Origin of the sequence: Paenibacillus wynnii, assembly GCF_000757885.1 — a bacterium.
GTDB lineage: Bacteria > Bacillota > Bacilli > Paenibacillales > Paenibacillaceae > Paenibacillus_AQ > Paenibacillus_AQ wynnii.
Genome location: NZ_JQCR01000002.1, coordinates 151,445 through 168,391 on the forward strand (window position 1 = coordinate 151,445; position 16,947 = coordinate 168,391).

The window sequence follows — 16,947 nt, forward strand, 5'->3', positions numbered from 1 at the left end:
CCTGTTTAACATGCCCGAAACCGGGGGAATCCATGAGGTTCTATTAGTTCTGTATACTCAAATTACGAACGAGTTGAATTCTGTCCTCAGGTGCCAGACTTTGGTGCACATGGAAGCAGGAAGGGCAGATATACACATTCAACGAGAACGGAGATTTCATTACAGGTGCACCCAATGCTGAAGGTGACGAAGGAGTGAAATCGGTCAAGGACTGTGTACCCGCCAGCAGCATAAGTTCGTGACATTGTGGACACTCAGGAGCTTCCTCCTGTTCAGCAAGAATGGCCGAGACATTTGCTTCGTAACGACTCAAATCGTGGTCATCCCGAAACTGATCAAGCGTGTTAAAAATGGGCACAATACTGTCTGTATCAACTGCTCCCCATAAATCATCCTCATTGCTTACTTCTTCTGGTTCTGCTTCCTCTTCCAGTTCGTCTTCCAGCACATTACTGTTCAGGCTAACCGTACGATAGCCTTTAAGTTCATTGTTGCAGTGCGGACAGGTATCCTCCGGTCCGAACTCCTCATCCCATACAATTTCCGTATCACACCAAGGGCAGACATTCGTTTCCATTATCATATTCTCCTTCTTGCTTATCTTAGATTTAGTTCATCATTAAATAAATAACACCGGCTGCTATAAATGCTATGGCAGAAATAAACAGGACACGGGTCAAGATCTTCATTAAAAGTCCTCCCAAGAAGAAACGGCTTCGCCGTCCTTATAGGGACGGTATCTGTTTCTCGTAGAAATATAAGCAAAGTATACTAAAAACTTATACTTTCTTATATTTTAAAATATAGCAGCGCCTATTACATAAGAAAGGGAAACGGAAATCAGCATAGCTATAAGTCCTACTGCCCGATTATCCGCAGCAATTTCATCGTCAATAGAAAATACGGGCGTTAAAAATTCGAACAGAAAATAAGCAAGAAGCAGCAATATAAAGCCTGCAACAGCCCATTTCATGGTTTCATAAATGGACGCTCCCGAGTCAATACTGAAGCGGAGCACGTTGCACATACCGAATATTTTGCCACCGGTAGCCATAGCTGCAGCCACGTTCCCCTTGCGGATCTCTTCCCAGCAGTTATACTTTGTAACCATTTCAAAGATGGATAGAAATATAACCAACCCCAATATAGCTACAGCGAAGTAGCCGAGCAGAGCCCCAAGCGGGTGGTTCAACAAATTATCGATTTCACCTTGCATAACTTCCCCTTCTTTCCGCCGGGCTTAAGCGCTACTGCAGCTCTGCCACGGTCACGCCCGCTCCGCCTTCGTTATAATTCCCTAGCCGATAGCTCTTGATATATCGGTGCTTCCGCAAGTACTCTTGAATACCTGAGCGCAAGACGCCTGTTCCCTTACCATGGATAATTGATATTTGACCGAGATTGCCAAGGAACGCCTCATCAATAAAACGGTCAGTCGCCATTATAGCTTCCTCTAGATTAGTCCCCCGCAAATCCAGCTCACTACGGATATTCTCATCTCTGGTTCTCTTCACCGTAGTGGCACGGAGTTGAGGTTGTGCTGTGGAAACTTTGGACGCTGTAGACAGCAATTCCAAATCATCCAATCGAACCTTCATTTTCATAATACCCAGCTGTATCACAGCTTCATTGGAACCACTAAGCTCTACCACAGTCCCTTTTTGATTCAGGCTGTATATGGCAACATCGTCGCCGGGTTGAATTTTGCGGGGAGGCTTAGCCGCACTACGTGAGGTATCCTTTTTACGCTGTTTGGGCTCAGCTTCATCCAGACGCCGCCGTACTTCTATCAGCTTATGCTCCTTGACTGAAGCGCCCTCTTCCAGTGCCAACCGCCGAAGATCGCTGATGATTTCCTCAGCTTCCTTCCGGGCTTTATCAAGGATGGCCGCCGCATCCTTCTCGGCCTTCTCCAGCCTTTTATCCCGCTGACCCTCAATCTTCTCTATTTCCTTCTGCTGCTTATTCCGCAGTTCTTCGGTTTCAAGACGCAAAACCTCAGCCCGCCCCCGTTCATTCTCGGCAACCAGCCTGTTCTCTTCAAGTGAAGCAATCATATGCTCTACGCGCATGTCCTCTTCCTTCACTTCTCCCCGAGCGTGATCCAGAATGGCACCCGGCAAGCCCAATCGTTCCGCGATGGCGAAAGCGTTGCTTCGTCCAGGTACACCAATTAAGAGGCGGTATGTAGGACTGAGACTTTGTACATCAAATTCCATACTTGCGTTGATAACACCTTTACGTTCATACGCATAAGCCTTCAACTCGCTATAATGTGTAGTCGCCACCATCCGGCATTCTATTCGATGAATATGCTCCAGAATGGCGATGGCAAGTGCTGAACCTTCTGCCGGATCGGTACCCGCGCCCACTTCATCCAGCAGAATAAGGCTCTTGGGTGTCATTCTTTTTAGAATAGAAATAATATTGGTCATATGCGAAGAAAATGTACTGAGACTTTGCTCAATGCTTTGTTCATCACCGATATCAGCATAAATAGCATCAAATACACACATTTGACTGCCCTCTTCAGCCGGTATGAACAAACCTGACATAGACATCAGACTTAGTAGGCCAATGGTCTTCAAGGTAACGGTTTTACCACCGGTATTCGGTCCCGTAACGATGATCGAGCTGTATTGATTCCCGATTTCTACATCCAATGGAACGACCTGCTCCGCCAAAATCAACGGGTGCCGCCCCTTGCGAAGCTTAAGGTATCCACGGTCATTCATACGCGGCTGAGAAGCCTTCATCTCACGGGCCAGACGAGCCTTAGCAAAGATGAAGTCAAGCTCGCCAAGGATATCAATATCATATTTCATTTCTTCTGCAATATCGCCTACCATTGCTGTCAGCTTGTGTAGAATGATCTCAATTTCCCGTTCCTCGCGAAGCCTTGTCTCCCGAAGCTTGTTATTCATCGCCACAATGGTTTCCGGTTCAATAAACAGGGTTGCACCTGAACCTGATTGGTCGTGTACAATCCCGCCGAAGTGAGCACGGTATTCTGCCTTTACGGGAATTACAAACCGATCTCCCCGAATAGTGACCAGCTGATCCTGCAGCATTTTTGCTACCGAAGTGGAACGTATCATTGAATCCAGCTTTTCGCGAATTCTTGTCTCTCCGACCTTAAGCTCACGGCGGATCGTTGCCAGCTCCGTACTCGCTGTATCAAGCACATCTGCATTCTCATCTATACAAGCACGAATAGCATCCTCTACTGGCTTTTGCTCCGAAAGCAGATCACTTAGAGCAAATAAGATTTCAATTTTCTCATCTTCATACATCGCGGCTATAAAACGTTTGACTCTACGTGCACCGCCGATTGTATTTCCAACAGAAAGAAGCTCAGTAGTGCCTAGCATGCCTCCAATGGAGGCCCGCTTTAACGCCCCACCGACATCACTAATACCGCTAAAGGAAGGAATCCCCTTTAATCGGTCAACTGTAGCTCCTTCATCTGTGGCTTGCAATAATCGTTTTACCCCTTCAAAATCACCGGATGGCTTCAAATGTTCCGCTCTATCCTGTCCCATCGAGGTTTGAGTATATTGCAACAATTTATTTAAAATCTTGCGATATTCAAGCGTATGCAAAATTTTGTCGTCCAATTACTGTCCAGCTCCCTTCATAGATGAGACTATTATACCGAATTTGTCCGCATTTCGCTATTTGGGTATCGTTACCCAACATAGAAAGAGGATGTTCAGGCCACAATAACAAATGCAGATATTCCCCAGCTAATACGAAGGAGGTTTGGTCATTGAAGTTCTTAGGTCATGTAGTCCGTTTTATCGTCGCAGCGATTGTTCTAGTCGTTGTGGGCTGGATTGTTCCCCAATTTACAATCGGGGGTTTCGGCAGCGCCCTTATTCTAGCCCTGGTTATTGCTCTTCTGGGCTGGGTGATTGAGGGAATCTTCGGCTCCAAAACAACACCCTTTGGCCGTGGAATTGTAGGTTTTCTGGTTAGTGCCTTGGTCATCTGGCTAGCCCAATTTGTAGTTACCGGAGTAAGTGTCTCCATCCTTGGTGCTATTCTTGCCGCTTTGGTTATCGGGATCATCGATTTGTTCCTGCCTGTAGCAACTCCATTTGATGCTAGAAAATAGATGAGCTGTTGATCTTCTTATTCAGCATGAACGCCCCTGACCCGAAAATCCGAGCAGGGGCGTCCAAAATGGGATCAAACTATATTCAGCAAATACTCTTCCTCTTGCGAAGTTAGGGCGGTTATTACGGTGTTCTTTCCTTCTTTTTTGGCCTTGTAGAGAGCATCGTCCGTCTTTCGGAACATTAGTTCTTTTCCTAAACCCCACTCATAATTACATAAACCAACACTGACAGTGATCGGCTTTCCACCTGCATAAGGATGCCCCATACTCGCAAGACTCATCCGCAGTTCCTCGATGTAAGAGTAAGCTTCCGACAATGATTTATCCGTAAAAATGATTGCAAATTCTTCTCCTCCGTACCGGGCTGCAAAATCGTTCAACCCAATCATCCCGCCTAACTTGGCTGCTACCTCTTTCAATACAAGATCCCCAACCCAATGCCCATAGGTATCGTTAACACGTTTGAAATTATCAATATCCAGAAGCGCCAACTGTAAACGGAGGCCATTACTTTCACATTGCTCCAACAGCAAATCCAGATATTCGTGAAACGTTTTATGATTATACAGCCCTGTGAGAGCATCTATTTTCAGCAGCTTATCCGATATGGCCCGCTCTACCATTAGGCCCTGCTCCGACTTGGTTAACTGCTCCAAATGTTCTTGAGCTTCCTGGGCACGGATAATTACAGCCTGAGTCATCATTACAAACACAATGAATACACATTCAACCAGTAAGAATTCAAGCAGCGGTTTATGAAGTACTACCCTCTCCAGTCCAAAATAGATCCCAGCATAAAACACTACACTGAAGAAACCAAGGCTGTAAAGAAGTTTACGGTCAAAATATACAAGCGATATCATAATTGGCATCATTAACAGCATTTGGGCGCCATCCACAAACGGCTCAATTAGAAAGTACATTAGGTAGGAAAAAATATAACCGCAGCCTACCACGACTTGCTTATGGTATTGCCGGCGGGTGCGCAACCATAATTCTGATCCTGAAATGAAAGCCACAATCAGCAGGTTACAAACTATAAAGAGGTATTCTTTGTCAGAGCCAATCTTGCTTTTGATATCAAGATGGTTTGCATTAAGTACAAAAAGCACCTGTGAAACCAGGAGGAAAAATGCAATTATCCAATATCCGTTCAGTATTCTACGATTCCATAACTCCGTGTTCAATGAATTATTAGATAGTTTGATGTGAGATCCCCTACTTTATACCTGTAATATATTAGCCTTCATTATAAAGAAATCGAACCTTTTTTGCATCTTTTTTCAACATATATCGACAAAGGTTAGTTACAGGAGTTTTATCGTTCACCAATAATTCATAACTGCTAGAACATATATCACATTTCTTTGGTATAGTGTTAACTGAATTGTCACAAGCCTTGTAATATTAATATCGTCCATTTGGGAGGGAGTATGAAGATGCAAAGAAAATTTACTCTGCTATTATCTATTTTATTCATTCTTATTCTCACTGCCTGCGGTAACAACACCACTAATAAAGAAGTCTCAGGTAACAACAGCGGTATTACGGATACAGGAGTTGCTCCGGAAACAGAATTGGTAATTAAGGCAACCAACTACAGCTTTGATTCTAAAGAATACCATTTAAAAAAAGGGGTTCCTGTCAAAATTATTTTTGAGAACGAGAGTGGCAATCACGGTATCCTCATCCCCGAATTCAATCTAAAGCTGAACCGGGAGAATACCTCTCAGGTTATCATTCCAGAAGAAGCAGGTACTTTCGAGATGAGCTGTTCTGTTATGTGCGGTTCTGGCCATAGTGCTATGATCGCTAAAATAATCGTGGACTAGGGGTTAACTAGTCTAGCAGCAGAGGGGATGTTCCATTGCCATGCATATGGCTACTGGGGCATCCCTTCTCTTGTCCCCCCACTTAAACATCATTGCAGAGTAATAACGAGGCGGCCGTCTGGGGCGGCACGAGATAGCGTCAAGAAGTTTGTGTATGAGAGTAGAAATAGATATATATAGATGCACAACGTACACTTATATTTCTCTCTTAGCACACTTTAGGGTGTTTAATTGCACTTTATACACTTATTTTTGTGTATTTCGGGGTTTAACCGGCATATTCGTTTTTTTAGTTGCACAAACTACATCTATCCATACATCCGAACGCCAAAAGCTAGAGGTAAGTGTATAAAATACATCTATTTCACTGAGTACCTCCGAAACGCGCTTATATCCTGCATGCACAAAGTGCAATGAACCACAATAAAGTCAACCAGCACCCTCCTGGTTGACTTTATAATACGAACGGCTGCCCTCAGTAGAATGATCTACTAAAAGCAGCCTAGGTTTTGACACATAAAGTTTTTAGCTAGAATCAACTATTCTCGGATATTACTTTACACCTTTGCTGCGGTTGGAGATGTCCAGCCAAACAGCGATTACAAGAATAGAGCCTTTAACTACATATTGCCAGAAAGATTCCAGCCCCATCAAAGACATCCCGTTATCAAGCGAGGTCATAACCAGTGCGCCTATCAGAGCGCCTATGACAGTACCTGCACCGCCCATCAATGAAGTCCCGCCGATTACGCAGGCAGCAATCGCATCCATTTCGGCCATGTTACCTGCTGTGATCGTTGCAGATGCCAAGCGGGAAGTCAGTACGATAGACGCAATAGAAGCCAGCAATCCACTGAGGACAAAGATAAGCATCGTTTTCTTTTTAATATTAATACCAGAAAGACGCGCCGCTTCAATATTACCTCCTATGGCATAGATATGACGGCCGAACGTTGTTTTGGTAGATAGAATGTAAAAGATGATCGCCAATACAATAACAAAAATGATAGGGAATGGAATCCCTTTGTAATTGTTCATAACTGCTACGAATGAGACAACAATCAAGGCAAGGGCGGAGACCTTCATCACATCTACTCCAAGAGGAGCGATCTCGAAGCCGTATTTCTGCCGGGAACGGCGTTTATTATACGCGGTCCATAAAAGCATACCCACGGCCAGCAAACCAATAATGATACCGAACCCTTGTGCAAAATAAGCATTGCCCAACAGCGCTAGCACAGAATCAGACACCGGAATCGTCTTGGACTCCGTGACACCCATCAGCACGCCGCGGAACACCATCATTCCGCCCAGGGTGACTATGAAGGCAGGAATCATTTTGTAGGCGACAAGCCAGCCCTGAATCAGACCTAATACTGCACCGGCAGCCAATGTGCCGAGAATAACAACGATTGCCGGCAGCTCTAGCCAATTACTTAGAATAGCGGCAATCCCTCCGGTCAACCCTACGATAGAACCTACTGAAAGATCAATATGACCGGCTACAATGACGAGCACCATGCCTATAGCCAGTATGGAAGTAACCGACATTTGTGTGAATAGATTGGATAAGTTACGGGAGGTCAGAAAGGTAGGGTTCAGAAATCCAAAGAGCACCCATATTAGAACCAACGCACCAACCATGGTATAGGCCCGTACGTCCATTTTCCCAAACAAGCTGCTCCAGAGTGATTTTCTGGTAACAGGGATATCCACTTTATCTTGAAGTTCCTTTTGAAGTTGCATCCTATTTCCCTCCCGTTGCGGCTAGCATAATATTTTCCTGAGTGGCTTCACGCCATTGAAATTCCTTAACGAACTCCCCTTCACACATCACTAGAATCCTGTCACTCATGCCCAGCACCTCCGGCAATTCCGAGGAAATCATAATAATGGCTACCCCCTGGTCCACCAGCCGGTTCATTAAATTATATATTTCGTATTTCGCTCCAACGTCGATCCCCCGGGTAGGTTCGTCCATAATCAGTATTTTCGGGTCAGACATCAGCCATTTGCCGATTACAACCTTCTGCTGATTTCCTCCTGAAAGTGTGCCTACCAACGTTTCCAGCGAAGCTGTTTTCGTCTTTAGATCCTGCACATACTGGCGTCCCCATTTAATCTCTTCATTCTCATTAATAAAACCGAACTTCGATACCTTGCCCATAGTGGCCATCGTAGTATTTCGTTTAACATCCATGCCCATAACTAGTCCTTGACGTTTGCGGTCTTCAGTCACTAGAGCGATTCCAGCCTTAATGGCTTCAGCAACGGATTTAATCTTTACCGTTTTCCCTTCGATCTGCACCTCTCCCTCAGCCTTGCCTCCGTACGCTCCAAAAATGCTGCTGACCAGTTCTGTACGTCCCGCACCCATGAGTCCGGCGATTCCCAGAATCTCACCCTTACGCAGCGAAAAATTAATATCCCGAATCATTCTCTGATTACGCTTTTCCGGATGCCACACATTGTATTGGCTAACCTTTAAGACGATGTCTCCCGGTTTATGCTCCACTCGCGGATAGCGCTCCGTTAATTCACGTCCAACCATTAAAGATACGACCTTATCATCATCCGTTTCGTTACGATCCAGAGTCGCTACTGTACGGCCGTCGCGAAGCACTGTAATTGAATCTGCCAGGGCAAAAACCTCCGGCATTTTGTGCGAAATGTACACACAGGATACTCCCTCACTGCGCAACTGATTCAAAATTCCCATGAGAATAGAAACTTCACTTTCAGTTAAAGCTGCAGTAGGTTCATCTAGTATCAGGATTTTCGTATGTTTGGAAAGTGCTTTGGCGATTTCAACCAGCTGCTGCTGACCAATCCCGAGATTGCCAATTTTAACGTCTGGTGAAATATTCAATCCAACCTTTTTCAACCATACAGAGGCGTTATGATACAGCTCATCCCATTGAATGACTCCGCGCTTACACGGCTCAGCACCCAGAAAGATATTCTCACCCACGGTCATTTCTTTGACTAGTGCGAGCTCTTGGTGAATGATGGCGATACCGGCTTTCTCAGCATCCGTTATTTTGTGGAACTGTTTGTTCTCACCGCCGATCACAATTTCACCGCTGTATGTTCCTGCAGGATATAAACCGCTCAGTACCTTCATCAGTGTAGATTTTCCGGCACCATTCTCTCCGCAAAGGGCATGAATCTCTCCCTGCTTCACCTTAAAATTCACATGATCCAGCGCTTTAACACCGGGAAACTCTTTACTGATGTCCACCATTTCCAATACATGCTTCATTGCCGTTCCCCTTTCTAACCTTTAATCAGCAGAGAGCGGAACCCAAAGGTTCCGCACCTGCCATACTGACTGGTTTATTGTTTCGGCCATTGATCCTTTGGAACGTTCTTGTACACTTCCTCCAGCTTGTGGAATCCGTCCTTGAACAGAACATCCAGATTATCCTTGTTCACTGCAAGTGGATCGAGCAATACGGAAGGCACATCAACCTTGCCGTTATTTACAGTCTTCTCAGTAGCAATCTTTTCGCCCTTGGCAGCAGCCATAGCCATCTCGGCAGCTTTTGTAGCAATGGCATTAATCGGTTTATATACAGTCATCAACTGTGTTCCTTCTGCAATACGCTGTACAGCGGCTAAATCTGCATCCTGTCCGGAGACTGGGATTTTACCAGCCATGCCTTGGGCGGTTAGTGCCTGAATCGAACCCCCGGCAGTACCATCGTTGGCTGCAACTACGCCTTGGACATCATTGTTGTTAGCGGTGAGGGCATTCTCCATATTTTTGAGAGCCTCTTCCGGCTTCCAATCCTTGGAGAATTGGTCGTAGACAATCTTGATGTCACCTTTTTCTTCAAGGGGCTTCAGAATATTCATTGCGCCTTCCTTGAACATATGAGCATTGTTGTCCGTATCTGCTCCGCCGATATAGACGATATTTCCTTTTGGTGCCTGTTCGATAACGGCTTTGGCTTGGAATTCTCCTACACGTACATTGTCAAAAGAAATATAGTAGTCCACTTCTGAATTGTTAATCAGACGGTCGTAAGCAATAACTTTAATGCCTTCCTTATGTGCTTTTTCAACGATCGGCGCTGCAGCTTCCGCATTGTGTGCAATAACTACGAGTACGTCTACTCCCTGAGAGATCAGTTGCTCTGCTTGACTCAGTTGTGTAGCATCATCTCCGTTAGCAGCTAGAACCTTCACTTCGCCTCCCAGTTCTTCCACTTTTGCAGTGAAAATATCGCGGTCCTTCTGCCAGCGTTCCTCTTTCAAGGTATCCATGGACATTCCGATTACAATTTTGTCACCGTCCTTGGCAGCTGTTTTTTCCGTATTTTTGTTATCCCCATTGGAGACCACTCCACAGCCTGCAAGTGATGATGCCAATAATAGAGCTACCAATCCTACACGAACGACATTTCCGTATTTTCTCACTCTTTCTTCGCCCCTTTTCACCAGTTAAAATGATTGATTGCGCTTACAAACAAAGCTTAGCACGGGTCGAATGGCTATGGAGCGCCCATTCCCAGCACTTCTTTACTCTCAGCCTGCATTTGATTACTGCCTTCTGTAATGAAACCTGTTAGCGCATCATTCACAGGACAAAACGGCTATAAAACACAAAAAAGTCCTTGTCGGTTAACAAGGACTTTGTCTTTCGATGTGCTGACGATATTCACTAGGTGTCATACTTGTTGCTTTTTTGAAAACCCTGCTGAAATAATTCGGGTCCTTATAACCCACCTCGTAACATATTTCCTTCAGACTGAGACGCTCCTCCATAATCAATCGCTTGGCCTCATTGATGCGCAGCCGGGTCACATAGTCGATAAAGGTCTCCCCCGCATGCTGCTTAAATAGTTTACTGAAATAGTGCGGGCTTAGATTCACATATTCCGCACTTTGTTCCATCGAGATATCTTCTTTATACTTTTTATCAATATAGAGAAGAGCCCTCTGCATCACATGTGAACGGCTTTGCTCCCGCTCCTCCTTCAATCCATCGATGAAAGAGTCAAGCCAGGACATCGCTCTTGTACGAAGAGTCTCACTATCTTCCAAAGCACTTAGAGAGGTAATTAACTCTGCTCCGTCACTGGATTGAATTCCCCGGCACAAGAACAGCAGCAGCCCTATTACCTCTCCGCGCAAGGTTGCAAATGAACTAGACTCCGTTTCTTCCAGAATAGTATATAGAGAGCCAAAACGCTCTGCTGTCTCCTGTTTGTTATGCCGCAGCAGGGCATCCAGCAACTTCTTCTCATCATCCAGAGAAATAATAGTCTGGCCTGAACTCTGGGTAATGTCATCATAATGACGCACACTCAGCAGCTCATTATCATCCGAACACACACGTACGGCTTCCCGGTAGGATCGGCTCATTCCGTCCCAGCCCTCACGAACCGAGCCAATGCCTACAGAAAGGGATATCTGGAACCGCTCCTCCACAAAACCTCGAATACGTTCTCCCCAGTCAAGGGAAATGACACGCTGGGAATAACCCGGCCTTCCCGGTGGAAGAGGAATAAATAAAGCCATCTGATGACCCACGATAGGACCGGCGAGACAGGAAAGATTCGGCTTCGTGAAGTGCTTAACGGCTTCATAGATCTCCCGCTTAACCAGCTGGAAATCCTCCCACTCCTTCTTAGAGTGTCTGGCAAATGACAGCACTGCCGCATAGCCTTTATACCACCGTAAGTTCAAAAGGCCGGCCAGTTGTGACAGCTCCATCTCCTGCACCGACTCCAGCATAAGCATAAGGGAGAGCTCATTTTCGGCTAACGGCACCAGTTGTGACAGCTTCTCCTGGAGCTCCAGTTGCTCATTTCGCAAACGTTTCTCTTCTTCCTTCTCGGCAATCAGCAGCTTCAACACATCCAGTACTTCCTCACGTCTGGCTGGCTTAAGCAGATAATCGCGTACACCAAGGGCAAGTCCCTCTTTCGCATAAGAAAAATAATCATGAGCCGTTATCATCACAATTTTGATTGAAGGAAACTTTGCTGAAATTTGCCTGACAGCCTCCAACCCCTGAATGCCCGGCATCTTAATATCCATGAAGATAAAATCCGGCCGCTGCTCCTCCGTAATCTGAATAGCCTTCCGCCCATTTTCAGCGTGCAAAAAAATGAAGGTGTCGGGAAGAATATGCCTGATCATCAGCTCCAGTCCCTCACGTTCCAAGGCTTCATCGTCTGCTATAAGTAAGCTGAACATTATAACCGCCCTTTCTTATCCATATAGTTAATTAAGTGCGATAGGGAAGCTTGAACAAAACCGCAGTCCCCTTACCTTCGATACTGTCGATTTCAATACTCTGCTCCCCGTCAAAAAATAAATGCAGTCTTTTGAATACATTATGAGTACCCAGTCCCGTAGATTGACCTTTCCCTCCAAAACGAGGGGATTCGTCCCGGAAGGATTCCAAGAGCAGCATCACTGTTTCCTTGCTCATCCCTACCCCGTTATCCCGAATCTCAATACCCACACCCTCATCAACATATCCGATCGTGAGCTTCAACTCGGCGCCTTCCTCCATCTGTTCTATACCATGTACGAATGCATTTTCCAGGATGGGCTGCAGTGTTAGACACGGGATCATACCCTCCAGAGCTCTTTCATCAATATCCATTACAAAAGAAATCCGATCCCGGAAGCGTGCTCTCTGAATATTAATATATTCGGTTACATTTTCCACCTCTTCACGCAGCGGTACGGCCTGATCCAGCTTCTGCAGGTTGTATCTCAATAGACGGGATACGGAAACGGTAAGATCGCTTGTCCTAGTCGCCCCCTCAATGTAGGCCAGCTTCGCGATAGAGTTAAGGGTATTGAACAGGAAATGCGGATTGATTTGGCTTTGCAGCATTTTTAGCTCAAGCTCTTTGACAAGACGATCCTTCTCTAAGCTAGAAATATTCTCAGCCATCAAACTCTGGATATTATCAATCATTCCGTTAAAAGCTCTGCACAAGATACTGATCTCATCATTGTTAATGCTTTCGGGGGCCTTGGTATCCATTCGCCCCTTCGATATTTGCTTCGCCGTAGCCACCAGACGCCGAATCGGCCCCGTTATACTGCTCGAGAGCCATACCGCCAGAATAATACTAAGCGCGGCTACAGTAACTACCAGTAGACTGCCCAGTTGATTCAATTTCTCCGTCGTGGACATAATTTCCTGATAAATCGGCTTATACTGATCCAGCTCAATATCAACTAAACCTTGTGCTTCTTCACGTATGAAACGCTCGGTTTTCTCTGCTTCAATGTAAGCCCCTGCCAGGGTATTGGAATCCTGATCGTCAATCTTTCCGATCATAGTCTCGACTTGCTCTAGAAAGGTATCGATAATATTACGGTAATTCACTAACGGAAGGTCACTTCCGCCAATGGTCTCCAATCCATCGAGCTCCTGCCGCAGCTGCTGAACAGCAGTCAAATGTTTCTCCACCTCCGGAAAGCTGTCCGCATCGACCTGCATAATAAACCGGTTCATCGATCGCATATTCTCTCCAACTTCATAAGAAACTTCCTTGTATAATAAAATTCGATTCATCATCAGATGATAGCTTTCCTGCACATTTTTACCGCTTTCAAATAAGAAAAAGGAGACTGAGCTCATAAGGAGCACGAGTAACGGAATACAAACTAACAGCTTTTTGCGGATACTCACAGGCTTTCCCCCTCCTGAGCATTATGCTTATCCAGCACCTTAACCTCTGTATAGTATTCTGGCAGCAAGCTCTTTCCTTGAAAATGCTCATGGAGCAGCCTGACTGCTGTATCGCCCATTAGAAAAGGCTGCTGTGCTATAGTCGCCTTAATCTCACCTCTTATAATGGCCGCAAGCGTAGCCTCCTGATTATCAAAGCCGATAATGGTAAGAGAATCCCGTTTCAAACTCTTGGCCGCTTGAAGAACACCAAGAGCATCTGTCGAACTTGTGCCGACCATTATATTAATTTCTGGATGGACCCGCAACATGTCCGCGGCCTGCTGAATCGCCTCCATATGTGAAATATTGGAGCTGCGAACCTCTACAATTTCCAGATTTTCGTATTGCTTCACAATATTTCTCAGCCCGTTCAATCGCTGCAGCTGATTCTCGGCAAGCTCGCTCCCTATAATGACACCTATTTTTCCGCTACCGCCTGTTGTCTGTACAACTAGCCGTCCCAAGCTTTCCCCTGCCGCTACATTATCGGTTCCTACATAAGCCAGCCGTTTGCTGGCCGGAGCATCGGTATCAATAGTAATCACCGGAATTCCGCGTTGTACGGCCTTGTCTATGACCGGGGTAAACTTCTCTCCGTTAAGGCCTTGAACGATAATGGCATCCACTCGGGCAGCAATTGCTTTTTCCAGTAAATTAATCTGCTCGTCCATATTGTTGCGGACCGGACCGGTAAATTCAATATCAATCCCATACTTTTCGGCAGCCTTCTCAGCACCCTTCTCAACCATTTCCCAGTAAGGATGATAACGCTCTTGCTCAATCAGTACAATATGATAACGATGACCCAAATTACCGGGATGACCGTGCAATTCCTGAACAATTCTACCCATCTTACCGGATTGATGCGCAAAGCCAATAAATAGATACGCCAATACTAAAAATAATACAGCTACACCTGCCAGCCACTTTTTATCCATAATCATTCACCTCATCCACCATCCTACCTTTCACTGAAAACGGTTGCAATAGAAATTATCATGGCGCGGGAATCGGAAACGAACAGAAGGGCTGATCCCCAAGTAGATTTTACCTACTGGGGTCAGCCCTTCTGTGAAGCATCCGTTATTCAACTGTCTTGTTCGATCAGTTGAATCCATTCATTATATTCAACTTGGAGCTTGGCATATTCCGCCTGCAGGCTGCGATGCTCTCGGGTTAACTGTTCCAGTTCTACTTGGTGCTGGTCAAATTGAACCTGCAGCAATCGAAGCTGTCCCTGAACCATCTCATAATTATCTCCAACCTCGCCAAGTTGTTCAAGCACTTCACTGCGCTCACGAGCCATTGTTTCCCGCTGACCTTCAGCTTCTTCGACCTCCAACTGCCAGAGGGTGATCTCCTCACGAAGCTTAAGCTCAGTATCCGTCCAGTCACGCTGACGCTCAGCCAATTCATCATACTTCTGTTTCCAAGCCAGCCCGTATTCTTCAGCTTCCTTCAGGGCTTCCCGCTGATCAGTCACTGCAGCCGCAGCTTCACGTGCCGCTTCCGACAGCTCTTCCAGGCGCAATGCAGCCTCTTCACCTTCTGTTTCCAGTAAGTGATAACGTTCCTGGAGCCGTTCACCGTCTTGCAGAACCTCATCATATTGGGCAATCAGTTCCTCATAGCGAACTCGCAGCGCTGACAATTCCTTCTGAGCCAAAGCTCCATGCTCACGTAAAGCTTCGCGCTCACGCTCAGCTTCTGTACGCAGCTGGCTTTCCTGCTCCAGCTGCTGGACTAAGCCATCAGCCTGCCCATGAAGAGAAACAATCTCCTTTTGCAGCATTGAAGACTTCTCTTCCGCCTCCAGCAGATTCATCTCCAGCTCACTGATATCTTCCATGCGTTTATCTGCAAGCTCCTGCCAGCTGGCTGCATCTGCCGCCGAGCGGGTAAGCTCGTCTTGAACCCGGCGAAGACTCTCACTGGTTTCCTGCACAGACTTCCGCAATGAGGAGGCTTCGCTCTGAGTGAGATCATACCGCTGACGCAGCTCTTCCAGCTCTTCATTCAGCTGTGTCCCTAGTTCTGTAGCAGAGCGGAGCTCCACTCCAAGCTGCTCTTCACGATTAATAACCGCTTCATATTGAGCCAACAGCGTAAGACGGGCATCACGTTCACTCTTATGACTTGCTTCCGCAGCGCGCAGCCGTGATTGAAGCTGTCCGGTTCCTCCGCGCAGCTCACCCAGTTGCTTCTCCAATTCTACTACCTGCTGCTTATGTCTATGCTCTTGGGTTCCTTGGGATTGCCGGAGCTCTTTATTCTTAGTTTGCTCCTTCTGCAGCGCTTCCCGCTCTTCACTCAATTCCTTGCTGAGTGAAGACTTGGCATCCGCCAGTTCCTCACTCAAGGATGTCCGAGTTTCTAAGAGTTCCTTGCCTAACGATTCCTTAGTATTCAAGAGTTCCTGCTCCAGAATAGATAGAGTTTCCGTCTTCTCTTTAGTAAGAGTCTCACGGATATTCTCGAGTTCCTGTTGATGAGTAGATTTCAACTCTTCAAGCTGTTGAATACGGATGGCTTCGGCATCTGCCAGCTCCTGTCGACGGCTCTCGCGGCTTGCAGCCTGCTCCGCTTCATAGCTTGCCCGCAGGGCTTTAAGTTCCTGCTCGCGCTCTTGCAGCGCCTCTTCGAGCTTCTGACGATCAGCTGCCGCAGCCTGCTCAGACTCTTGCAGCAGTTCGGCGTTCACGGATCGCTCCTGCTCCTGGAGCAGCAAATACTGCTTGCGCTCTTCTTCAGCAGCGGCAATGAGCCGGCCTGCTTCTTCTTTGGCGGCGGCTTCAAGCCGCTCGAACTCTTCCTGTCGTTCTCGCTGCACTTCTAAAAGTCGCGAGACCTCAACCCGCAGCTCGCTGCGTTCTCCAGTGAGCATGTTAAGCTCATTCTTGAAATCCTGTACCTGCAAGGCTTGCTCCGCCATATGCACAGCAGCAAGCACAGCTATACGCGGTGTATCTAATCTTGAGTGTGATTTGGAGATCGTCCGCATATGTTCATCAACATAACGGGCAACTTGCTTCATATATTCAGTGCTGCTTCCGACTAGTTTATAGGAAGTGCCGTATATCTCTACGGCGACACGTGTCCGGTCCATAGCCACAGTTGTGTCCTCCTTTGTAGGTGTGCGGATTCTAAGCTGGTTTCCCTGCTTATATTGTATCTTCATTCACTGACACTTTGCAAAAATATAGTTTATACCAATTCTTTCTTATATCCAGAAAAACCGCAGCGAATCTCGGTTTCTAAAGGGATTCGCTGCGGCTTTACATAATTCC

13 protein-coding genes are annotated in these 16,947 nt (G+C 46.3%); 2 read left to right on the top strand and 11 right to left on the bottom strand.

The annotated features are described in order from the left end of the window. Nucleotides 1-43: 43 nt before the first annotated feature. The 3 genes from PWYN_RS03690 to PWYN_RS03700 all read right to left on the bottom strand — a co-directional run bounded on the left by PWYN_RS03690 (nucleotide 44) and on the right by PWYN_RS03700 (nucleotide 3,617). Entirely contained in the window at nucleotides 44-577 is a 534-nt protein-coding gene (locus tag PWYN_RS03690) for a hypothetical protein (protein ID WP_205622732.1), read from the bottom strand. 219 nt (nucleotides 578-796) lie between these two features. Then, on the bottom strand, nucleotides 797-1,216 hold the full coding sequence (locus tag PWYN_RS03695; RefSeq protein ID WP_036648667.1) for a DUF350 domain-containing protein: 420 nt from the start codon (nucleotides 1,214-1,216) through the stop codon (nucleotides 797-799). Nucleotides 1,217-1,247: 31 nt separating this feature from the next. Further along, nucleotides 1,248-3,617, bottom strand: coding sequence for an endonuclease MutS2 (locus PWYN_RS03700; protein ID WP_036648670.1), 2,370 nt, complete (start codon nucleotides 3,615-3,617; stop codon nucleotides 1,248-1,250). Between the two features lie 152 nt (nucleotides 3,618-3,769). Between PWYN_RS03700 and PWYN_RS03705 the strand changes: the two genes are divergently transcribed. Beyond that, nucleotides 3,770-4,117, top strand: a complete 348-nt coding sequence (locus PWYN_RS03705; RefSeq protein WP_036648674.1) for a phage holin family protein — start codon at nucleotides 3,770-3,772, stop codon at nucleotides 4,115-4,117. Between the two features lie 74 nt (nucleotides 4,118-4,191). Here the strand turns inward: PWYN_RS03705 and PWYN_RS27790 are convergent, their stop codons facing one another. Next, nucleotides 4,192-5,109 (bottom strand): GGDEF domain-containing protein, encoded by a 918-nt coding sequence (locus PWYN_RS27790; RefSeq protein WP_157261080.1) that lies wholly within the window; start codon nucleotides 5,107-5,109, stop codon nucleotides 4,192-4,194. A gap of 450 nt (nucleotides 5,110-5,559) precedes the next feature. Here PWYN_RS27790 and PWYN_RS03715 point away from each other — a divergent pair, with 450 nt between their 5' ends. Continuing rightward, nucleotides 5,560-5,952 (top strand): cupredoxin domain-containing protein, encoded by a 393-nt coding sequence (locus PWYN_RS03715; protein WP_036648677.1) that lies wholly within the window; start codon nucleotides 5,560-5,562, stop codon nucleotides 5,950-5,952. Between the two features lie 552 nt (nucleotides 5,953-6,504). Here the strand turns inward: PWYN_RS03715 and PWYN_RS03720 are convergent. The 7 genes from PWYN_RS03720 to zapA all read right to left on the bottom strand — a co-directional run bounded on the left by PWYN_RS03720 (nucleotide 6,505) and on the right by zapA (nucleotide 16,766). After that, nucleotides 6,505-7,698 carry a sugar ABC transporter permease gene (locus tag PWYN_RS03720; RefSeq protein WP_084146578.1) on the bottom strand — a complete coding sequence of 398 codons (1,194 nt, stop codon included), beginning with the start codon at nucleotides 7,696-7,698 and terminating at the stop codon, nucleotides 6,505-6,507. A gap of 1 nt (nucleotide 7,699) precedes the next feature. Then, nucleotides 7,700-9,214 (bottom strand): xylose ABC transporter ATP-binding protein, encoded by a 1,515-nt coding sequence (locus tag PWYN_RS03725; protein WP_036648679.1) that lies wholly within the window; start codon nucleotides 9,212-9,214, stop codon nucleotides 7,700-7,702. 74 nt (nucleotides 9,215-9,288) lie between these two features. Further along, on the bottom strand, nucleotides 9,289-10,374 hold the full coding sequence (gene xylF / locus PWYN_RS03730; RefSeq protein WP_052087729.1) for a D-xylose ABC transporter substrate-binding protein: 1,086 nt from the start codon (nucleotides 10,372-10,374) through the stop codon (nucleotides 9,289-9,291). A gap of 204 nt (nucleotides 10,375-10,578) precedes the next feature. After that, nucleotides 10,579-12,159: a helix-turn-helix domain-containing protein gene (locus tag PWYN_RS03735; protein ID WP_036648681.1), complete on the bottom strand. Its 1,581-nt coding sequence runs from the start codon at nucleotides 12,157-12,159 to the stop codon at nucleotides 10,579-10,581. Between the two features lie 31 nt (nucleotides 12,160-12,190). Then, nucleotides 12,191-13,618, bottom strand: coding sequence for a sensor histidine kinase (locus tag PWYN_RS03740; RefSeq protein WP_036648684.1), 1,428 nt, complete (start codon nucleotides 13,616-13,618; stop codon nucleotides 12,191-12,193). After that, complete coding sequence (locus PWYN_RS03745) at nucleotides 13,615-14,598, bottom strand: sugar-binding protein (RefSeq protein WP_036653157.1); 984 nt, start codon at nucleotides 14,596-14,598, stop codon at nucleotides 13,615-13,617. Before PWYN_RS03745 ends, PWYN_RS03740 begins: the two co-directional genes overlap by 4 nt. Nucleotides 14,599-14,747: 149 nt before the next feature. Continuing rightward, nucleotides 14,748-16,766: a cell division protein ZapA gene (zapA, locus tag PWYN_RS03750; protein WP_338049190.1), complete on the bottom strand. Its 2,019-nt coding sequence runs from the start codon at nucleotides 16,764-16,766 to the stop codon at nucleotides 14,748-14,750. Between the last annotated feature and the right edge of the window lie 181 nt (nucleotides 16,767-16,947).